We start from the raw sequence: 18,327 nt of genomic DNA, 5'->3' as shown, positions 1-18,327 counted from the left end.
ATATGGTTTTACATTGCAAACCTAACTTCAGGATATACTCATGAATTGCATCAAGCTCAGAAGCATTAAAACCGCATAAAATCAATAACCACGCATTCTTAACCTAAAAATATATACAAATAAATTCATAAAAGACCGAACAGTTCTAGTTTTATAAAAATCAGATTGAAATGCAACACCAGGAAAAGGGGGAATCATGTTATTTCCCGGCAAAGAAAAATCGTCTATTTCATCATCTGTTGAATACTACTGAAGAGTGGTGAATAGTTGTGAGGAACAATAATAAAATAATCATTAGGAATAAAAATTTCACTTTTGATGAAAAAAATCATAAATCACGCAGCCTTCCGATGAACACTCATGAACAGTCACTGAATACTGCCTTGTCAACCCTTCACCTCTTAACTAGCTGTATTATCAATTTTTTTATCAAAGTGAACAGTAGTGAATAGTATGTATTAAAGGAAAGTTGAAGATCAGACATGACGCATTTCTCTGGCTAGCCAGAACAAGGTCATTGTTCTGTCACTGGCACAATCCCCCTCGGTAGTGCGCTTGTATGGGCACCGGCACAATTGACACGACAATAAAACACTACCGGAGCAGTCATGACTACTGTTAACCAGATCCCTGATGCAAACATTACACCCTCCCTCCCACCGAAAATTCGCGAAGCGGTGGATAAAGTTAAGGTAGCAAAAGCTGTCTGGCAGGAAGAACGGCGAAAACAAACTGAAGCTGCTGCAATGATTGAAACTATCCGTAAACGTCAGGAAGATACAAAAACGGAAACGCAGGCGCTTAATGATGAATGGCGAAACCTGTTTCGTGAGAATCAGGGAAATATGACGCCACGCATGAAAAAACTGCGGGCAGAAATCGCCCTCGGACGCGAAACACTGGATGAGTTCGAAGATTTGCTGGCAGCTCAGGCGGCAGAAAATGAATTCCTGCCCTGGAAAACTGCGGATGCTGCAAACCACTACATCAGTGAGCATAATCGCCTGATTGAAACTCATGCAGTGTGGCTCTGGAATGAGTTTATGAAGGAACACGGCCAGAAACTTATTCAGATCCTTGGACTGCTGAAAATGACTCTGGGCCGAAGCGCTTCTGCTGTTATCGGTGTAGTTCATACCGTAAACGACCCCGAAAGTGTGCTGAAGCAATTTATCAGCGAGCAACTCACCACTCCGGCACTGTCCTGTAACGTATCTTCAACGGATGATATTACCCTGCCGGGGATCAGCATTTATGCGGACGATAAAGCCATCCAAGATGCCAGACAATCCCCCAGCCCTGCAGCGCGTTCACGGATGCTTAAACAGCGTGACATGGTTAAAGGGGGCGAGAAGAAATGAATGCCGGAAGCATTACTCAGGAAGCACTCAACGATTACCGCTCGGCGATAAAAAGCTGGCTGACACTACGTAATACGCAAAGTACCTGCCAGCTTCGTCTGGCGGCTCTGCTGGATACTGAAGAAAAACCGGCAGCATATGCCAGCCAGCTTGAGGATCTTCGTGAGCGTCTTGCAGTCCTCGAATGGCAGATTAACTGTGCTGCACGGGATGGTCTTTATGCTCACCAGATTGTGCTGGAGAGTTGTGTTACAAGCGCAACGGAAAACTTCATGAGCGAGCATGGTGATGCACTCACTGACGCTCTGGCTCCTTTTCTTTGCGCTCCATACGGGCTTGAGGCGGCAATGAAAATATTACGAACCGCTGTAGCCCGACAAACGGAAGTGCGTACTCCGGTAATTTCAGCAGCATACAAGAGCATTATCGACGAAACCGGATTAACGGTGGATGCATCAATGTGCGCTGATGCTTCAGCCAGTTTCACCCCGGCACAACATAAAGTTTTCCTGGCCCGCCTTAACCGACTTAATGAAAAAGGAGGGTACTGATATGGCCCTGAAGTGTCCTGAATGTGGGACGGTCGCTCACGCCAGAACCAGTGCCTATGAAGCTCCATCGGTTAAACGCTCATGGTATCAGTGCCAGAATCTGGAATGTTCCTGCACATTTACCGCTCTGGAAAGCGTGGATACGGTAATTATGAAGCCTTGGCGCAATGAACGGGAATCAGACAAAGCACAAATGCCGGAAAAACAACAGCAAACTCTCAACCGCTATGGCTCCGCGTCAAAGCTGTCAAGCCGTCAGCAAATTCCTGTCTGATTAGCAAAATACGCCCACGTAGTCCCGGTCCAGTACCGGGATTTTTTACGCCTTTTCCCTGGCTGGCCTGAGAGCGTATGAGTGCATATCTATGGCGCATGAAAACGCATTAGTCTCATGCGCCATTTTTGACGCGAAAGCCCTTGTGTGGTGGCTTCTGAGACGATTTACGGGGTGCATGAAAACCAGTCTGTTAAGCGAAGCGGGCAGGCGGGCGGGGCTGCGCGCGCTGAGATACAAAAGATAACCAATTATCAATGAGGTCATACTCAATAATTTGGTTATCAGCCAGTCACATGCTTAATGCTACAACTTGATAGCTCAATTTTTATCACGCATACTGCTGGCATTATCCGTAATCAGATAACTCCTAAAGAACTGATTAGAACGGCTTCAAATCACAACTTTAGACTGAGAGGTTGAACAAGGAATGAAATCTGAAGACACTAATTCGTTACATAAAATATACAATCCAGTGTATGGACTTGATAATATCGTATTACTTGCACAAGAGTGTCAGTCTACAGATCCAGTAAAAGTTAATCTTCTTTGCTTAGGATTCAAAGAAGACTTACCCAAAGACAAAGAGCTTGCTGAAACTTTATTTTTAGAATTAGTTCATTATTGCATTCCCCATCCAGTTATAGCGAAAAGAAAAGCCTTAAGTCAAACTGAAGGCAAAGATGAGGCAAGGCTTTATAGTGAACTTGCAAGAGAAGCACGTAGTCTTTTTATGAAATATAAATTAGAAAGTACGTTAACTATAAAAAAAGGTGAAACTCAGGAGAAGTTTGAACAACGAGTAAAGAATGCTAATTTACGTTATGGTGAAGTGGGTGAGTTAATATCATATTGTATAGCAATCCATTTTTTAAAAGCAGCGCAATTAGTCTCAAAAATGGCTCTCAAAACATCATCTGAAATGCCTGTTTTTGGACTGGATGGAATACATGCAACCGTAGATGACGAGGGAACATTAACGGTTTTTTATCTAGAATCTAAAATGACAAGAGAGTTCACCAGTGGCTCTGAACAATTTTCTAAATCAGTAAGTGGTTTTTGAAAACGATAGAAAGAGCCGTAGAAATGAATATAGAATACTACAAGATTTGAGCAATTTAGAGTCCCTAGAGGGAGAGGAGCGAAAGAAAGCAGTACAATACTTTGATCCTTATTCAAGTGAATCATCAAATGTCAGAGAGCGCTTCGTTGGAATTATTGTCTACAATGAAGAAGCTTATAAAAATAAAATAGCAATTGACGATGAATCCCCACTTTCCATCCATTTAGATCACTTTAAGAAAAGTTATATCGGTAGTTATAAAGATAAAGTAAAAATTATAACAGAAGACCTATCAAAAGCGGGAGCGACCCCGCAAAAATGTAGGGCGTACATCTTTGCATTGCCTGACGTTGATGCTTTTAAATTGGATTTTGCAAAGGAGTTATCAGGTGAACACTTTAGCTAATGAAGTCATCAACCAAATAAAAAGTCGTTTAGAATTTAAAAATGATCTTGGCTTTTTATTTGCACACTCTTTTTTGCAGAAGCATACACAAACTTCTTTCTCTGCACTTCAAGGCAAAATAGAAAGTGACAGTGTCGTTATATACAAAAGGTTAATTGAGTCTGCATACTTATTTTCCCAATCCGAGTCAGACGAGGATAAAAACTTAGCTCAAAGCATTGCATATCATCTAAATATAATTACAAGTGATAACTATTTAAAACAATTATCTGAGAATTTATTAAGGGCACTTGGTAACTTCCCTGGAGCAAGTTATTTACAAGAAAAAAATGGATTTATACCAGAAACCTTTTATGCTTATTTGAAAAGATCTTTCATTGAAAATGAAAATAAAGTAAAAATAGCCAACAAAGAGATAATATTAACGAACTTTCAAAAGAAAGTATGGGAATCATTACATTCAAATGTCCCACAAGCTATATCTGCTCCAACCTCAGCTGGTAAATCGTTTTTAGTCGTAGAGATGCTTGCCAATAGGATAATTAGCGGGGAATTAAACTCTGCTATTTATATAGCGCCAACTCGAGCCTTAGTAAATGAAATAACACAAAAATTTATTAACAAGACTTTACCATATCAAAATGAAGTTAGAGTAACATCCATACCTACAATTAACGATGAATATTATAAACAGATATTTGTTTTAACACAGGAAAGGCTGCAGGTCCTTCTTGATAATTTTAAAAATAAAATAGACATAGTAGTTATTGATGAGGCCCAATCAATTTCTGACGAAATTAGGGGGATGATATTACAGGATTGCCTAGACAAAATAAGCATACAAAACCCAGATGCAAAATATGTTTTTCTTGCGCCTGGTGCCGAAGGCTTCAATGATTTAGCTGATATTATTGGGATTGATACAATCCACGTAGAAAAAACCAATTTATCTCCAGTGGTCCAAAACAAAATAATTATTAAAGTTGATCCTGCGAAAGAAAATAACTTACAACTATCATTATTAGATAACTCAAATATATTATCTATAGGTGAATTAACTTCAACAAGAGGATTTGCTAATGAAAATACTAGATTAGCTGCTGTAGCTTTAGAATTAGGAAAAGATGAGGGTTCTCTTGTTTACGGAACCGGAGCTGCTAATGCAGAAGACGTTGCTAAGCAAATAGCATCTGGGTTGCCTCTTCTAGAAAATGATAGCGATTTGAAAGAACTTTCAAAGTTTATAAAAAAACATGTCCATAAGGATTACTCTCTTGCAAATCTGGTATTAAGAGGGGTGGGGTATCATTATGGTAAAATGCCTAGCTTATTAAGAGAAACTTTAGAAAAAAACTTTACAAATAACAAGCTTAAGTTTTTAGTGTGTACTACAACTCTATTCCAAGGGGTTAATCTTCCAGCAAAAAATGTTTTTATTGATACACCTACTCGAGGGAACAGAGGAGAAGCATTAGATCCAGCATCGCTTTGGAATTTCGCAGGGCGGGCAGGTAGACTAGGTTATGCTTTCTCGGGGAATGTATATCTTATTGATTATGATGATTGGGAAACAAAACCTTTAGATTCTAAAATAGATTTCAAAATTACATCATCTTTTAAGAAAGTAATCAATGAAGATTTTGACACAGTAATATCCCGTTTAGATAAAAACAATCATTTAGGAGTAAGCCAATATAGTAATGTTGATGCAGCGGCGGGTCTTTTAATTTCCAGAGCAGCAAAAGGCGATTTACACAATTTTCTTGAGAGATCTTTTCGAACGATTCCTGATAAATCTAAGCTTGAAATTATTGAAGATGCTACATATAGCTCACTAGAATCTCTTAATATCCCCCATAATATATTGACTTTAAACTGGACTGTCGATCCATTTGGGCAGGAAAGATTATACAATAGATTTATTCAGAAGATAAAAGATGGTAAGATTGACGAACTTATACCACGACATCCTTCAGGCAATGTTTACACTAATTACGTTGGTGTTTTTAGCAGAATAAATAAATACATTCTCAATCATAATACATCTAAGTTTTCTAACTACCTCACAGCCATGGCATTAAATTGGATGAGAGGAAAATCCCTTCCAGAGATCATATCTCTTTCGATAGCAAAGAAAAAAGAAAAAAATTCTACCCGACCAGTGAATGTAGACCGAGCTGTACGAGAGGTTTTTGATTTCGTTGAGGACAACCTGCGATTCAAATACGTTCAACTTGGTAAGGCATATATTGATTTATTGCGACAAGCTTTAATTGTAAATAATCAAGCTGAAAAAGCGGAAGAAATATATGACTTCCCTTTATCACTTGAATTAGGTGTTTCCTCAATCGCTGGACAAGTTTTTATTGAACTGGGGCTATCAAGAATATCAGCATCCTATCTTGAAAATATAATCCCAAACTCTAATCCTACGATAAGCACGGCAAAAGAGTGGCTAAGAAACAATGATTATGATTCATTAAATTTGCCACTCACCATTTATTCAGAATTAGAAGATAAGGGATTGTTATAATATTGTTAAACATGATGGGGCTGTATTCTTCAGCCCTTTCTTAAAAAGATTAATTGCGATTATTCATTTTAGCGAAATCATATGGTGTTATGTAAATGATTTTTATCTCATCAAGATAGTCAGCCCACCACTGGACCATCAACCGGCGCTCATCCAAATGTTCAGAAGTATGAATATAAGCTGCACGTACATTGTTACGTTCCGAGTGGCTTAGCTGGCGCTCTATCGCATCATCGCTCCATAATCCTGACTCTCCCAACGCACCACGCGCCATCGTCCTAAACCCATGTCCGCAGACATCTGTTTTAGTGTCATAGCCCATCGCACGTAATGCGCTATTTACCGTGTTTTCACTCATAACCTTGGTTGGGTCATGATCGCCCGGAAAAAGCAGCTCTTTATCACCACTCATCTGCTTAAGCTGCTCTAACAAAGCCATCGCCTGCAGACTAAGCGGAACGATATGCTCCTCTTTCATCTTCATGCCACGGTATGAGTACCGCACGCCTTTAATTTCTTCTCGTTTTGCAGGTATACGCCAGAGAGACTTATCGAAGTCGAACTCATCCCAACGCGCGAAACGTAATTCACTGGAACGTACAAAAGTTAGTAAGGAAAGCTCAACCGCGATCCGTGTCATTACACGGCCACGATATGCAGCAAGACGTGCAAGAAATTCAGGGAATCGACTTGAGGGTAAAGCGGGGTAATGTCGCGCTTTGGTTGTCGATAGCGCACCGGCCATATCACTGGCCGGATTAGAGTCGATGTAATCGTTCTGAACGGCATAACGCATTACAGCCGTGACACGTTGTTGAAGACGCTGCGCAACGTCATGCTTACCACTGGCATCAACTTTTTTAATCGGGGCTAACAGGTGGCTGGTTTTAAGCTGCCGAATGTCGGACGAACCGATATGAGGGAAGATATAAAGCTCAAGATATCGCAGAACGCGTGATCGATGGTCTTCACTCCAGCGCTTGTTACTGGCATGCCATTCACGAGCAATTGTTTCGAAAGTGTATGCCCCCGAATTCTCAGCCTGAGCTTCTTTCTGTTCGGCTTTTGGGTCAATGCCCTGTACTAAGAGCTTTTTAGCCTCGTCACGCTTTGCTCTTGCCTGAGCAAGCGTCACCGTAGGCCAAACACCAAAGGCAAGGCGATCCTCTTTTTTGTCAGAGGGGCGTCTGTATTTCATGCGCCAGTATTTAGAACCCTTGGCCGAAACCTCAAGATACAAACCGCCGCCATCGGCCATTTTGTAGGTTTTGTCTTTTGGCTTTGCGGTCTCGACCTGTCTGGCGTTGAGCTTCATCTGGGGGCACATTTCTTATCGAAGTTAAGATGCCCCCAATTATGCCCCCAATGACATCCGGATTTCAACGGACTACCTCGGACAACTCAGGACGTAAAATCGCTGCACATGTTGATTTTAAAGGGTTTGATGGACTTTCTCGGATGGTCTGGGAAGTACTAATGGTGCCGAAGGCCGGACTCGAACCGGCACGTATTTCTACGGTTGATTTTGAATCAACTGCGTCTACCGATTTCGCCACTTCGGCACTGAAGAGGTATGCGGAAAACGTTGTGGATTATACCTGTCATACGCCACCATGCAAGCACGAGCATACACCTGTATCGCTAAGTGCTGAAAATTTCAGCAGCGTTGAGTATTAAATAGAATAATCAGGCTACTTCCCGCCTTCTCCAGCAGATTAACGTCGGGCGTCCCTTGCCTCCATGCTCTACACTTTTCAGTTCAACACCACATTAAGGGAAACACAATGACGATAATAAAAAGCTACGCCGCCAAAGAGGCGGGCGGCGAGCTCGAACTCTATGAATATGACGCGGGAGAACTCCAACCGGAAGATGTCGAGGTACGGGTCGACTACTGCGGGATCTGCCATTCCGATCTGTCGATGATCGACAATGAATGGGGGTTCTCTCAATACCCTCTGGTTGCCGGACATGAGGTCATCGGTCGGGTGGCCGCACTCGGCAGCGCGGCACAGGATAAGGGGCTAAAAGTCGGCCAGCGCGTTGGAATCGGCTGGACGGCGCGCAGCTGCGGACACTGCGATGCCTGTATCAGCGGCAATCAAATTAACTGCCAGGAAGGCGCAGTGCCCACTATCCTCAATCGTGGCGGTTTTGCCGAGAAGCTTCGCGCAGGCTGGCAGTGGGTAATTCCTCTTCCGGAGAATATAGATATGGCGTCCGCAGGCCCGCTGTTATGTGGCGGCATTACGGTCTTTAAACCGCTATTGATGCACCATATTACTGCTACCAGCCGCGTTGGCGTCATCGGTATCGGCGGGCTGGGGCATATCGCCATAAAGCTGTTACACGCAATGGGCTGCGAAGTCACCGCGTTCAGCTCAAATCCATCGAAAGAGCAGGAAGTGCTGGCGATGGGGGCCAATAACGTGGTGAACAGCCGCGATCCGGAAGCGTTAAAAGCACTGGCGGGCCAGTTCGATCTCATTATTAACACGGTCAACGTCGATCTCGACTGGCAGCCCTACTTCGAAGCGCTGACGTATGGCGGCAACTTCCATACCGTTGGGGCCGTATTGAAGCCGCTGCCCGTACCGGCGTTTACATTAATTGCCGGCGATCGCAGTATCTCAGGCTCGGCAACCGGAACGCCATATGAACTTCGCAAACTGATGAAATTCGCCGGACGCAGCAAAGTCGCGCCCACCACGGAACTGTTCGCAATGTCACAAATCAACGAGGCTATCCAGCACGTTCGCGACGGCAAAGCCCGCTATCGTGTAGTGCTAAAAGCTGACTTCTGACCGCCTGACTCAGCGCTTTGACAATGATCAGGAAGCGCTGAGTGTCTGACGAAAAGCCTGTACAGCCAGTCGGCACTGCTCCGTCACGTGCTCGATGTCATGATTAACATCGATACGCGCAATATCATGTTCATCGGCACAGGGTCGCTCCAGCGCGTCAAACTGACTTTGCAGCAGGTCTGGCGGCATAAAATGCCCGGCACGACGCTGCATTCGCTGCAGAATGGTAGCGTAATCGCCATCCAGCCACAGGAAATGTACGTTAGGGCTGCTCTTACGTAAAATATCGCGGTACTGTTTTTTTAATGACGAGCAGACAATAAATCCCGTCTCATTTTTTTTATAAAGACTGTATGAAGCGTCATTTAATCGTTCCAGCCAGGGTAAACGGTCTTCATCAGTTAACGGTATTCCCTGAGACATTTTATCAATGTTTTTCGCCGGATGGAGATCATCGCCGTCAATAAACTTCGCAGAAAATAATGTTGCAATTTTGCTGCCTATTAAAGACTTACCACTACCTGAAACACCCATTAAAATATAGCTTTCCCCGGCCATTTAAATACCTCTGAGTCATATTCCACTCCACAATATTACGCCTCTACGTTCGACAATTTCACGTTTTTTAATTTCCATAGAGAAGAACTCTAAGGCACATCACGTTATGCGTAACATTGTAGTGTAACAATTTTCCAGCGTGACATAAGTCACAAATAGTGACAAATAAAACCGCTTAAATGCGTTCAGGGTAACTACCTGACCAGTGAGGAATTTATGGAAGTAAAAACTCAATCCTGCGTTGTTGCGGGTAAGCGTGCTGTTGCCGTTACGGAACAAAATATTGAATGGAATAATAAAGGAACACTCGTACAAATTACCCGTGGCGGCATTTGTGGGTCTGACTTACATTATTATCAGGAAGGCAAAGTCGGCAATTTTACAGTAAAAGCGCCAATGATTTTAGGGCATGAAGTGATTGGCAAAATCGTTCATAGCGACTCAGATTTATTACGTGAAGGACAACCGGTAGCGATTAATCCATCGAAGCCTTGCGGTCATTGCAAATACTGTCTGCAGCATGAAGAAAACCACTGTACTGAAATGCGTTTCTTTGGCAGCGCCATGTATTTTCCGCATGTCGATGGCGGTTTTACCCGATTTAAAGCTGTCGATACCGCTCAGTGCATTCCCTGGCCGGAACAGGCGGACGAAAAAGCCATGGCCTTTGCCGAACCGCTGGCGGTTGCCATTCATGCGGCTCATGAGGCGGGCGATCTGCAGGGCAAACGCGTCTTTATCTCCGGCGTTGGCCCTATCGGCTGCCTGATTGTTAGCGCGGTAAAAACGCTGGGCGCGGCGGAAGTGGTATGTGCCGATATCAGTACCCGTTCTCTCTCGCTGGCCCGGCAGATGGGCGCGGATACGCTGGTGAACCCACAGCATGACTCTCTTGATGGCTGGAAAGCAGAAAAAGGGTATTTCGATATCAGTTTTGAAGTCTCTGGGCATCCTTCCTCTATCTCAACGTGTCTGGAAGTCACACGGGCCAAAGGCGTGATGGTGCAGGTTGGCATGGGCGGCGCAGTCCCCAACTTCCCGATGATGATGCTAATAAGCAAAGAGATCTCGCTGAAAGGCTCTTTCCGTTTTACTACCGAATTTAATACTGCGGTTTCCTGGCTTGCCAACCGCGTTATCAATCCGCTGCCGTTACTGAGCGCGGAATATCCATTTACCGACCTGGAAGCGGCGCTGATCTTTGCCGGAGACAAAACACAGGCGGCAAAAGTTCAGCTCGTTTTCTGAGAAAGTAAAATAAGGGACACTATCATGAACGATCTTTTTTCACTGGCAGGTAAAAATATCCTTATCACCGGAGCCGCTCAGGGAATTGGTTATTTGCTGGCGACCGGTCTTGGTCGCTATGGCGCGCGCATTATTGTTAACGATATCACCCCGGAGCGCGCCGAAACAGCCGTGACGAAACTTCAGCAGGAAGGAATAAAGGCTATTGCCGCTCCCTTTAATGTCACCCATAAACAGGATATTGAAGCTGCGGTTGAACATATCGAAAAAGATATCGGCGTCATTGACGTCCTGATAAATAACGCCGGTATCCAGCGCCGTCATCCGTTTACTGAGTTTCCCGAGCAGGAGTGGAATGACGTCATCGCCGTAAATCAGACCGCGGTTTTTCTCGTCTCTCAGGCCGTTACGCGCCGTATGGTGGCGCGTCAGGCAGGAAAAGTGATCAACATCTGTTCGATGCAAAGCGAGCTGGGCCGCGACACGATTACGCCATACGCCGCGTCGAAAGGTGCCGTGAAGATGCTGACTCGCGGCATGTGCGTGGAGCTGGCGCGTCATAATATCCAGGTCAACGGTATTGCGCCGGGATACTTCAAAACGGAGATGACCAAAGCGCTGGTTGAAGATGAAGCCTTCACCTCCTGGCTATGCAAACGTACGCCTGCCGCACGCTGGGGCGATCCACAGGAGCTTATTGGCGCAGCGGTGTTTCTCTCGTCAAAAGCCTCCGACTTTGTTAACGGACATCTGCTGTTTGTCGATGGCGGTATGCTGGTTGCCGTCTGACCAGGGAAATGCGACGCAGCGCGTAAGCGCTGCTATTTTGGCGCTAATAAGAGAGACGAATATGCCATTAATAATTATTGCGGCAGGCGTTGCGCTGCTGTTGGTCTTAATGATTGGCTTTAAAGTTAACGGCTTTATCGCCCTTGTTCTGGTTGCCGCCGTGGTGGGATTTGCCGAAGGGATGGGCGCGCAAGACGTCCTGCACTCCATACAAAACGGAATTGGCGGTACTCTGGGCGGACTCGCCATGATCCTCGGTTTTGGCGCGATGCTGGGAAGATTAATTTCCGACACCGGCGCAGCGCAGCGCATTGCGACGACGCTCATTAATACGTTCGGCAAAAAACGCGTGCAATGGGCGCTGGTGATCACCGGGCTTATCGTCGGCCTGGCAATGTTTTTTGAAGTCGGATTCGTACTGCTGTTGCCGCTCGTTTTTACGATTGTGGCCTCATCGGGACTGCCATTGCTGTATGTCGGGGTTCCAATGGTCGCCGCCTTATCCGTTACGCACTGCTTCCTGCCGCCGCATCCCGGCCCTACCGCTATTGCGACAATTTTTGAGGCAAATCTCGGTACGACCCTGCTGTATGGGTTAATCATTACCATACCGACAGTGATTGTTGCCGGCCCTCTGTTTTCAAAATTGCTGGCGCGCTTTGAGAAAGCGCCGCCTGAAGGATTATTTAATCCTCACCTATTCAGTGAAGAGGAGATGCCGTCATTCTGGAACAGTATTTTTGCCGCCGTGATCCCGGTCATTCTGATGGCCATCGCAGCGGTATGTGAAATCACGCTGCCAAAAACGAATGCCGTGCGGGTTTTCTTCGAATTTATTGGTAATCCAGCAGTGGCGTTGTTTATTGCCATTATCATCGCCATTTTTACGCTGGGCCGACGCAACGGACGTACGGTTGAGCAGGTGATGGATATCGTCGGCGAGTCCATTGGCGCTATTGCGATGATTGTTTTTATCATCGCGGGCGGCGGCGCGTTTAAGCAAGTGCTGGTGGATAGCGGCGTGGGTCAATATATCTCGCAATTAATGACCGGCACCTCGCTATCTCCGTTATTAATGTGCTGGACGGTAGCCGCCGTGCTGCGTATTGCGTTAGGTTCCGCGACCGTGGCCGCGATAACCACAGCGGGCGTCGTATTGCCGATTATTAACGTAACCCACGCCGATCCGGCGTTAATGGTACTGGCGACAGGCGCGGGAAGCGTTATTGCATCACATGTTAACGATCCCGGTTTTTGGCTGTTTAAAGGGTATTTTAATCTTAGCGTCGGGGAAACCCTACGCACCTGGACCGTTATGGAAACATTGATTTCTGTCATGGGGTTGCTGGGCGTACTGGCGCTGAATGCGGTTCTGCATTAATTCATCATCCGCAGCCCAATTAACCATGGGGGCGACGTTCCCGCCCCCGGTACTGGAGAAAACATGAGGAATCACAGAATTTCTTTGCAGGATATCGCTACGCTTGCTGGCGTGACAAAAATGACGGTGAGCCGTTACATCCGCTCACCGAAAAAAGTCGCCAGGGAAACCGGCGAGCGTATTGCGCAGATCATGGAGGAAATTAACTACATACCAAATCGCGCGCCAGCTATGCTGTTAAACGCGCAAAGTTACACTCTGGGCGTGCTGATCCCCTCTTTTCAGAACCAGTTGTTTGCCGACATTCTTGCCGGGATTGAATCCGTAACGTCGGGTCATAACTACCAAACTCTCATTGCGAATTACAATTACAATCGCGATTCGGAAGAAGAGTCCGTTATCAATTTACTGTCTTACAATATCGACGGCATTATTCTTTCAGAAAAATATCATACCCTCAGAACCGTCAAATTCCTGCGCTCAGCTACCCTTCCGATTGTAGAACTCATGGACATCCAGGGCGATCGCTTAGATATGGAGGTGGGGTTTGATAACCGTCAGGCCGCCTTTGATATGGTCAGCACCATGCTGGATAAACGCCAGCGGCGGAAAATTCTCTATCTGGGTTCAAAAGACGATATCCGTGATGAGCAGCGTTATCATGGCTACTGCGATGCGATGACGCGCCGGGGGCTGGCGCCGTTGCGCATCAATCCCCGCGCTATCTCCTCTATCCATCTGGGGATACAACTAATGCGTGATGCGCTTGCTGCGCACCCGGACGTGGATGGCGTCTTTTGTACAAATGACGATATCGCAATGGGCGCTCTACTGTGGTGCCGCGAGCGTCAACTGGCCGTACCGGAGCAGATCTCCATCGCCGGCTTCCACGGTCTGGAGATGGGCAGACAAATGATACCGAGCCTCGCCAGCGTAATTACCCCTCGTTTTGAGATCGGGCGCAGAGCCGCGCAGATGTTGCTCAACAAAATTAAAAATAACGATCTCAACCATAATACGATTGATTTGGGTTATCAGATTTATCACGGCAGCACGTTATAAATTTTTTGAACTACTTTTTCCCGCAGCTTGCCTGAGCTTAACGCGTAGCCAAAAGCGCCACGCGTCAGGTTACGCACTACATCATTTGAGGAATACCAGGCGGTCTGCCGGATGGCGGCGCTAACGCCTTATCCGGCCTACGGGTCCGGAGTAGGCCTGAAAAGCACAGCGCCATCAGGCCTACGATTACTGTGATTACGACTTACGCAGCATTAGCCACAGGCTAATCAGGAAGAAAGACGCGCTCGGCAGCAGCGCGCCGACAATCGGCGGAATGCCGTATACCAGCGTCAGCGGGCCAAAAATCTGGTCGAGGACGTAGAAGACGAAGCCGAAGCTAATCCCCGTCACTACGCGCACGCCCATCGGCACACTACGCAGCGGGCCAAAGATAAACGACAGCGCCATCAGCATCATCACCGCCACGGAGAGCGGCTGGAAGATTTTACTCCACATATTGAGCTGATAACGTCCGGCGTCCTGTCCGCTCGACTTCAGATATTTAACGTAGTTATGCAGACCGCTGATGGAAAGCGCATCCGGGTCCAGCGCCACCACGCCTAACTTATCCGGCGTCAGATTCGTTTTCCAGGTGCCGCTCACCGTCTGCGAACCGGTGATCTGTTTCGGGTTTTGCAGATCGGACTCATCCACCTGCGACAAACGCCAGACCTTATGCTCCGGGTCGAATTTTGCCGAAGCGGCGTAACGCACCGACTGCAAACGACGCTGATCGTTGAAAGCGTAAATACTAATGCCGGCCAGCTCCTCGTCGCCCTTCACTCGTTCAATATAGACAAAGTTATTCCCGTCTTTCGCCCACAGACCTTGCTGGGTGGAAAGCAGCGAACCGCCATACATCGCCTGCGCACGATAGTTACGCGCCATCTGCTCGCCCTGCGGGGCGACCCATTCGCCGATCGCCATGGTTAACAGCACCAGAGGGATAGCCGTTTTCATCACCGACAGCGCCACCTGCATACGGGTGAAACCCGATGCCTGCATCACCACCAGTTCGCTACGCTGCGCCAGCATCCCCAGTCCCAGCAGCGCGCCAAGCAGCGCCGCCATAGGAAAGAAGATCTGGATATCCTTAGGTACGCTGAGCAGGGTGTACATACCCGCGCCCAGCGCGTCGTAGTTACCCTGCCCCGCTTTTTTCAGCTGATCGACAAACTTGATGATCCCGGAGAGCGACACCAGCATAAACAACGTCATCATGATGGTGGTAAAAATGGTTTTACCGATATAGCGGTCAAGTACACCAAATGGCTGCATTATACCGCTCCTTTACGCAGAAAACGGGCACGCAGGCGGCGGACCGGCACCGTATCCCACAGGTTTAAACCAATCGCCAACGCCAGATAGATCAGGTTGACCGCCCACATCCAGATAACCGGGTCCAGTTTGCCTTTACCGCCATTCGATTTAATGGAGGTCTGGATCAGGAAGAACAGCAGATAAAGCAGCATGGCGGGCAACATAGACAAGACGCGCCCCTGACGTGGATTCACCACGCTGAGCGGCACGACCATCAGCGCCATCATAAATACGGTAAAGACTAACGTGATACGCCAGTGCAGCTCGGCGCGAGCGCGATCGTTGTCGGTATTCCACAACGTGCGCATGTCCATCTGGTCGGTATCGTTCGGGTCCAGCGCCACGGCCTGATGGCCAATAATCGCCTGATAGTTCTGGAAGTCGGTGATGCGAAAATCGCGTAGCAACGCCGTTCCTTCAAAACGCGTCCCTTTGTTTAAGGTGACAACCTGGGAACCATCGCGCAACTGAGTAAGGTGTCCGGAATCGGCCACGACTACAGAAGGACGAGCATTGCCCTTAGGGCGAATCTGCGCCAGGAAAACATCGTGGAAGTCGCTGCCATCAACGCTTTCGATAAACAGCACCGAGCTGCCGTTGGTCGCCTGCTGGAATTGCCCCTGCGCCAATGCCGCCATACCGGGGTTCGCTTTCGCCTCCGCCAGTACTTCATCCTGGTGTTTTGACGACCAGGGGCCGGCCCACATCACGTTAACCGCCGCAAGGATACCGGTAAATAACGCCAGTACCATGGCGGCCTTTACCAGCACGGCTTTGCTCAACCCACAGGCGTGCATGACCGTAATTTCACTTTCGGTATACAGTTTGCCCAGCGTCATCAGCAGCCCCAGGAACAGGCTTAAAGGCAGGATGAGCTGCGCCATTTCCGGTACGCCCAGCCCCAGAAGCGAGAGCACCAGATTTGCGGGAATATCGCCGTCAACCGCCGCGCCGAGAATCCTCACTAACTTTTGACAAAAGAAGATCAAAAGTAAGATGAAGAGTATCGCCAGCTGGCTTTTGAGCGTCTCCCGCACCAGATATCTTATGATTATCACTTTAAATACGCCCGTAAAAACCCATTTTTTTGCTGGAATTTAGCTTGTTTCATGGCTTAAACGTCATTTATTCTCTTGAGTCGTCGAAATCATCGCTAAGATCATTATACTCAGCGGATTCACCTCTCAGAACTTGTTCTGACGTGCCAATGCCGTAATAACGTTAAGATTAACACGAAGTCACCGCAACAGCGGACATGAGTTACGAAAGCTTTCAATTTCTATACTCTAATGGATTTCGAGTTGCAGGCAGGCGGCAAGACTGTGAAGCCCCGGAGCTTACATCAGGTAAGTGACAGGGGTGAGCAGGCGCAGCCAACGCATCTGCAACTTGAAAGACGACGAGTATAGCTGTAGCCACCACTGTTGTCTTTAAGATTCAGGAGCATAGTGCATGGAGTTCAGTGTAAAAAGCGGTAGCCCGGAGAAACAGCGGAGTGCCTGCATTGTCGTGGGCGTCTTTGAACCGCGTCGCCTTTCTCCGATTGCAGAACAGCTCGACAAAATTAGCGACGGATACATCAGCGCATTGCTGCGTCGCGGCGAACTGGAAGGAAAACCGGGGCAGACTCTGTTGCTGCACCATGTTCCTAACGTTCTTTCCGAGCGAATCCTCCTCATTGGTTGCGGCAAAGAGCGCGAGCTTGATGAACGTCAGTATAAGCAGGTTATTCAGAAAACGATAAATACTCTGAATGATACCGGTTCGATGGAAGCCGTCTGTTTCCTGACCGAACTGCACGTCAAAGGCCGCAACAACTACTGGAAAGTGCGTCAGGCCGTCGAAACGGCCAAAGAGACGCTTTATAGCTTTGATCAACTCAAGACCAACAAGAGCGAGCCGCGCCGCCCGCTACGTAAGATGGTCTTTAATGTGCCGACCCGCCGTGAGCTCACCAGCGGCGAACGCGCCATTCAGCACGGTCTGGCCATCGCCGCCGGGATTAAGGCTGCGAAAGATCTCGGCAACATGCCGCCCAATATCTGTAACGCCGCCTACCTGGCGTCACAGGCGCGCCAGTTGGCCGACAGCTACAGCAAAAATGTCATCACCCGCGTGATCGGCGAACAGCAAATGCGCGAACTGGGTATGAACGCTTATCTGGCGGTCGGCCACGGTTCGCAGAATGAATCGCTGATGTCGGTGATTGAGTACAAGGGCAATCCATCCGAAGACGCGCGCCCGATCGTGCTGGTGGGTAAAGGCCTGACCTTCGACTCCGGCGGCATCTCCATCAAGCCATCTGAAGGGATGGACGAGATGAAGTACGACATGTGCGGCGCAGCGGCGGTTTACGGCGTGATGCGTATGGTTGCCGAGCTTCAGCTACCGATTAACGTTATCGGCGTGCTGGCGGGCTGTGAAAACATGCCGGGCGGACGCGCGTATCGTCCGGGCGACGTGCTGACCACCATGTCTGGTCAAACCGTTGAAGTCCTGAACACCGACGCCGAAGGCCGTCTGGTTTTGTGCGACGTGCTGACCTACGTTGAGCGCTTCGAACCGGAAGCGGTTATCGACGTGGCGACGCTAACCGGGGCCTGCGTGATTGCGCTGGGCCATCACATTACCGGTCTGATGTCGAACCATAACCCGCTGGCGCATGAACTGATCGGCGCGTCCGAGCAGGCTGGCGACCGCGCGTGGCGTCTGCCGCTGGGCGATGAGTTCCAGGAACAACTGGAGTCCAACTTTGCGGATATGGCAAACATTGGTGGTCGTCCTGGCGGCGCCATCACCGCGGGCTGCTTCCTGTCGCGCTTTACCCGTAAGTATAACTGGGCGCACCTGGATATCGCCGGCACCGCCTGGCGCTCCGGCAAAGCGAAAGGCGCGACGGGGCGTCCGGTAGCGCTGTTGTCGCAGTTCCTGCTCAATCGTGCGGGCTTTAACGGCGAAGAGTAAGTTTGAGATTACC

17 protein-coding genes and 1 tRNA gene are annotated in these 18,327 nt (G+C 47.8%); 12 read left to right on the top strand and 6 right to left on the bottom strand.

The window, feature by feature from the left end; translation table 11 throughout:
- The first annotated feature begins 608 nt into the window (after positions 1-608).
- The 6 genes from EOS97_RS13020 (at position 609) to EOS97_RS13000 (ending at position 6,188) form a co-directional block, all read left to right on the top strand.
- Positions 609-1,361: a hypothetical protein gene (locus tag EOS97_RS13020; protein WP_000214378.1), complete on the top strand. Its 753-nt coding sequence runs from the start codon at positions 609-611 to the stop codon at positions 1,359-1,361.
- A complete protein-coding gene (locus EOS97_RS13015; RefSeq protein WP_000991128.1) occupies positions 1,358-1,912 on the top strand; it encodes a phage polarity suppression protein in 555 nt (184 codons plus the stop codon). Before EOS97_RS13020 ends, EOS97_RS13015 begins: the two co-directional genes overlap by 4 nt.
- A gap of 1 nt (position 1,913) precedes the next feature.
- Positions 1,914-2,186 (top strand): ogr/Delta-like zinc finger family protein, encoded by a 273-nt coding sequence (locus EOS97_RS13010; protein ID WP_001185349.1) that lies wholly within the window; start codon positions 1,914-1,916, stop codon positions 2,184-2,186.
- 430 nt (positions 2,187-2,616) lie between these two features.
- The gene (locus EOS97_RS27380) at positions 2,617-3,249 is read left to right on the top strand and encodes a DUF1837 domain-containing protein (protein WP_263971960.1); all 633 of its coding nucleotides are present in this window, start codon (positions 2,617-2,619) and stop codon (positions 3,247-3,249) included.
- Entirely contained in the window at positions 3,239-3,655 is a 417-nt protein-coding gene (locus EOS97_RS27375) for a DUF1837 domain-containing protein (protein WP_263971959.1), read from the top strand. Before EOS97_RS27380 ends, EOS97_RS27375 begins: the two co-directional genes overlap by 11 nt.
- Positions 3,639-6,188: a DEAD/DEAH box helicase gene (locus EOS97_RS13000; protein WP_001093689.1), complete on the top strand. Its 2,550-nt coding sequence runs from the start codon at positions 3,639-3,641 to the stop codon at positions 6,186-6,188. Before EOS97_RS27375 ends, EOS97_RS13000 begins: the two co-directional genes overlap by 17 nt.
- Before the next feature lie 49 nt (positions 6,189-6,237).
- On the opposite strand, the gene EOS97_RS12995 is transcribed toward EOS97_RS13000, so the two are convergent.
- Together EOS97_RS12995 and EOS97_RS12990 are read right to left on the bottom strand one after the other, a co-directional pair.
- Entirely contained in the window at positions 6,238-7,503 is a 1,266-nt protein-coding gene (locus EOS97_RS12995; RefSeq protein ID WP_000772669.1) for an integrase arm-type DNA-binding domain-containing protein, read from the bottom strand.
- A gap of 162 nt (positions 7,504-7,665) precedes the next feature.
- A tRNA-Leu gene (locus EOS97_RS12990) sits at positions 7,666-7,750 on the bottom strand.
- A gap of 222 nt (positions 7,751-7,972) precedes the next feature.
- On the opposite strand from EOS97_RS12990, the gene EOS97_RS12985 reads away from it, so the two are divergent.
- Positions 7,973-8,992, top strand: coding sequence for an NAD(P)-dependent alcohol dehydrogenase (locus tag EOS97_RS12985; RefSeq protein WP_000152563.1), 1,020 nt, complete (start codon positions 7,973-7,975; stop codon positions 8,990-8,992).
- A gap of 27 nt (positions 8,993-9,019) precedes the next feature.
- Here EOS97_RS12985 and idnK read toward each other — a convergent pair whose 3' ends face one another.
- Positions 9,020-9,550, bottom strand: coding sequence for a gluconokinase (idnK, locus tag EOS97_RS12980; RefSeq protein ID WP_000896757.1), 531 nt, complete (start codon positions 9,548-9,550; stop codon positions 9,020-9,022).
- Positions 9,551-9,766: 216 nt separating this feature from the next.
- Here idnK and idnD point away from each other — a divergent pair, with 216 nt between their 5' ends.
- From idnD to EOS97_RS12960, 4 genes are all read left to right on the top strand, one after another.
- Positions 9,767-10,798, top strand: coding sequence for an L-idonate 5-dehydrogenase (gene idnD, locus EOS97_RS12975; RefSeq protein WP_000453353.1), 1,032 nt, complete (start codon positions 9,767-9,769; stop codon positions 10,796-10,798).
- 24 nt (positions 10,799-10,822) lie between these two features.
- Complete coding sequence (gene idnO / locus EOS97_RS12970; protein ID WP_000998688.1) at positions 10,823-11,587, top strand: gluconate 5-dehydrogenase; 765 nt, start codon at positions 10,823-10,825, stop codon at positions 11,585-11,587.
- Positions 11,588-11,648: 61 nt separating this feature from the next.
- Positions 11,649-12,968, top strand: a complete 1,320-nt coding sequence (gene idnT / locus EOS97_RS12965; RefSeq protein WP_001128356.1) for a gnt-II system L-idonate transporter — start codon at positions 11,649-11,651, stop codon at positions 12,966-12,968.
- 63 nt (positions 12,969-13,031) lie between these two features.
- On the top strand, positions 13,032-14,030 hold the full coding sequence (locus EOS97_RS12960; RefSeq protein ID WP_001244061.1) for a LacI family DNA-binding transcriptional regulator: 999 nt from the start codon (positions 13,032-13,034) through the stop codon (positions 14,028-14,030).
- A 195-nt stretch (positions 14,031-14,225) separates the two neighbouring features.
- On the opposite strand, the gene lptG is transcribed toward EOS97_RS12960, so the two are convergent.
- From lptG to EOS97_RS27220, 3 genes are all read right to left on the bottom strand, one after another.
- Positions 14,226-15,308 carry an LPS export ABC transporter permease LptG gene (lptG, locus tag EOS97_RS12955; protein WP_001182242.1) on the bottom strand — a complete coding sequence of 361 codons (1,083 nt, stop codon included), beginning with the start codon at positions 15,306-15,308 and terminating at the stop codon, positions 14,226-14,228.
- Entirely contained in the window at positions 15,308-16,408 is a 1,101-nt protein-coding gene (lptF, locus tag EOS97_RS12950; RefSeq protein WP_000584132.1) for an LPS export ABC transporter permease LptF, read from the bottom strand. Before lptF ends, lptG begins: the two co-directional genes overlap by 1 nt.
- Positions 16,409-16,471: 63 nt before the next feature.
- Complete coding sequence (locus EOS97_RS27220; protein WP_212724070.1) at positions 16,472-16,522, bottom strand: hypothetical protein; 51 nt, start codon at positions 16,520-16,522, stop codon at positions 16,472-16,474.
- 280 nt (positions 16,523-16,802) lie between these two features.
- On the opposite strand from EOS97_RS27220, the gene pepA reads away from it, so the two are divergent.
- A complete protein-coding gene (gene pepA / locus EOS97_RS12940; protein ID WP_000397158.1) occupies positions 16,803-18,314 on the top strand; it encodes a leucyl aminopeptidase in 1,512 nt (503 codons plus the stop codon).
- Positions 18,315-18,327: the final 13 nt, after the last annotated feature.

The sequence above is a fragment of the Salmonella sp. SSDFZ54 genome (genome assembly GCF_004010735.1).
Lineage (GTDB): Bacteria > Pseudomonadota > Gammaproteobacteria > Enterobacterales > Enterobacteriaceae > Salmonella > Salmonella enterica.
The sequence above is the reverse complement of the archived record's forward strand: the minus strand, read 5'-3'. Positions and strand labels throughout refer to the sequence as shown.

Coding starts and splice junctions, on each gene's coding strand:
- idnK (WP_000896757.1), bottom strand. CDS start 9,550: ATGGCCGGGGAAAGCTATATTTTAATGGGTGTTTCAGGTAGTGGTAAG.
- EOS97_RS12960 (WP_001244061.1), top strand. CDS start 13,032: ATGAGGAATCACAGAATTTCTTTGCAGGATATCGCTACGCTTGCTGGC.
- EOS97_RS13010 (WP_001185349.1), top strand. CDS start 1,914: ATGGCCCTGAAGTGTCCTGAATGTGGGACGGTCGCTCACGCCAGAACC.
- pepA (WP_000397158.1), top strand. CDS start 16,803: ATGGAGTTCAGTGTAAAAAGCGGTAGCCCGGAGAAACAGCGGAGTGCC.
- lptG (WP_001182242.1), bottom strand. CDS start 15,308: ATGCAGCCATTTGGTGTACTTGACCGCTATATCGGTAAAACCATTTTT.
- idnO (WP_000998688.1), top strand. CDS start 10,823: ATGAACGATCTTTTTTCACTGGCAGGTAAAAATATCCTTATCACCGGA.
- EOS97_RS13015 (WP_000991128.1), top strand. CDS start 1,358: ATGAATGCCGGAAGCATTACTCAGGAAGCACTCAACGATTACCGCTCG.
- EOS97_RS12985 (WP_000152563.1), top strand. CDS start 7,973: ATGACGATAATAAAAAGCTACGCCGCCAAAGAGGCGGGCGGCGAGCTC.
- EOS97_RS12995 (WP_000772669.1), bottom strand. CDS start 7,503: ATGAAGCTCAACGCCAGACAGGTCGAGACCGCAAAGCCAAAAGACAAA.
- EOS97_RS27380 (WP_263971960.1), top strand. CDS start 2,617: ATGAAATCTGAAGACACTAATTCGTTACATAAAATATACAATCCAGTG.
- idnT (WP_001128356.1), top strand. CDS start 11,649: ATGCCATTAATAATTATTGCGGCAGGCGTTGCGCTGCTGTTGGTCTTA.
- idnD (WP_000453353.1), top strand. CDS start 9,767: ATGGAAGTAAAAACTCAATCCTGCGTTGTTGCGGGTAAGCGTGCTGTT.
- EOS97_RS13020 (WP_000214378.1), top strand. CDS start 609: ATGACTACTGTTAACCAGATCCCTGATGCAAACATTACACCCTCCCTC.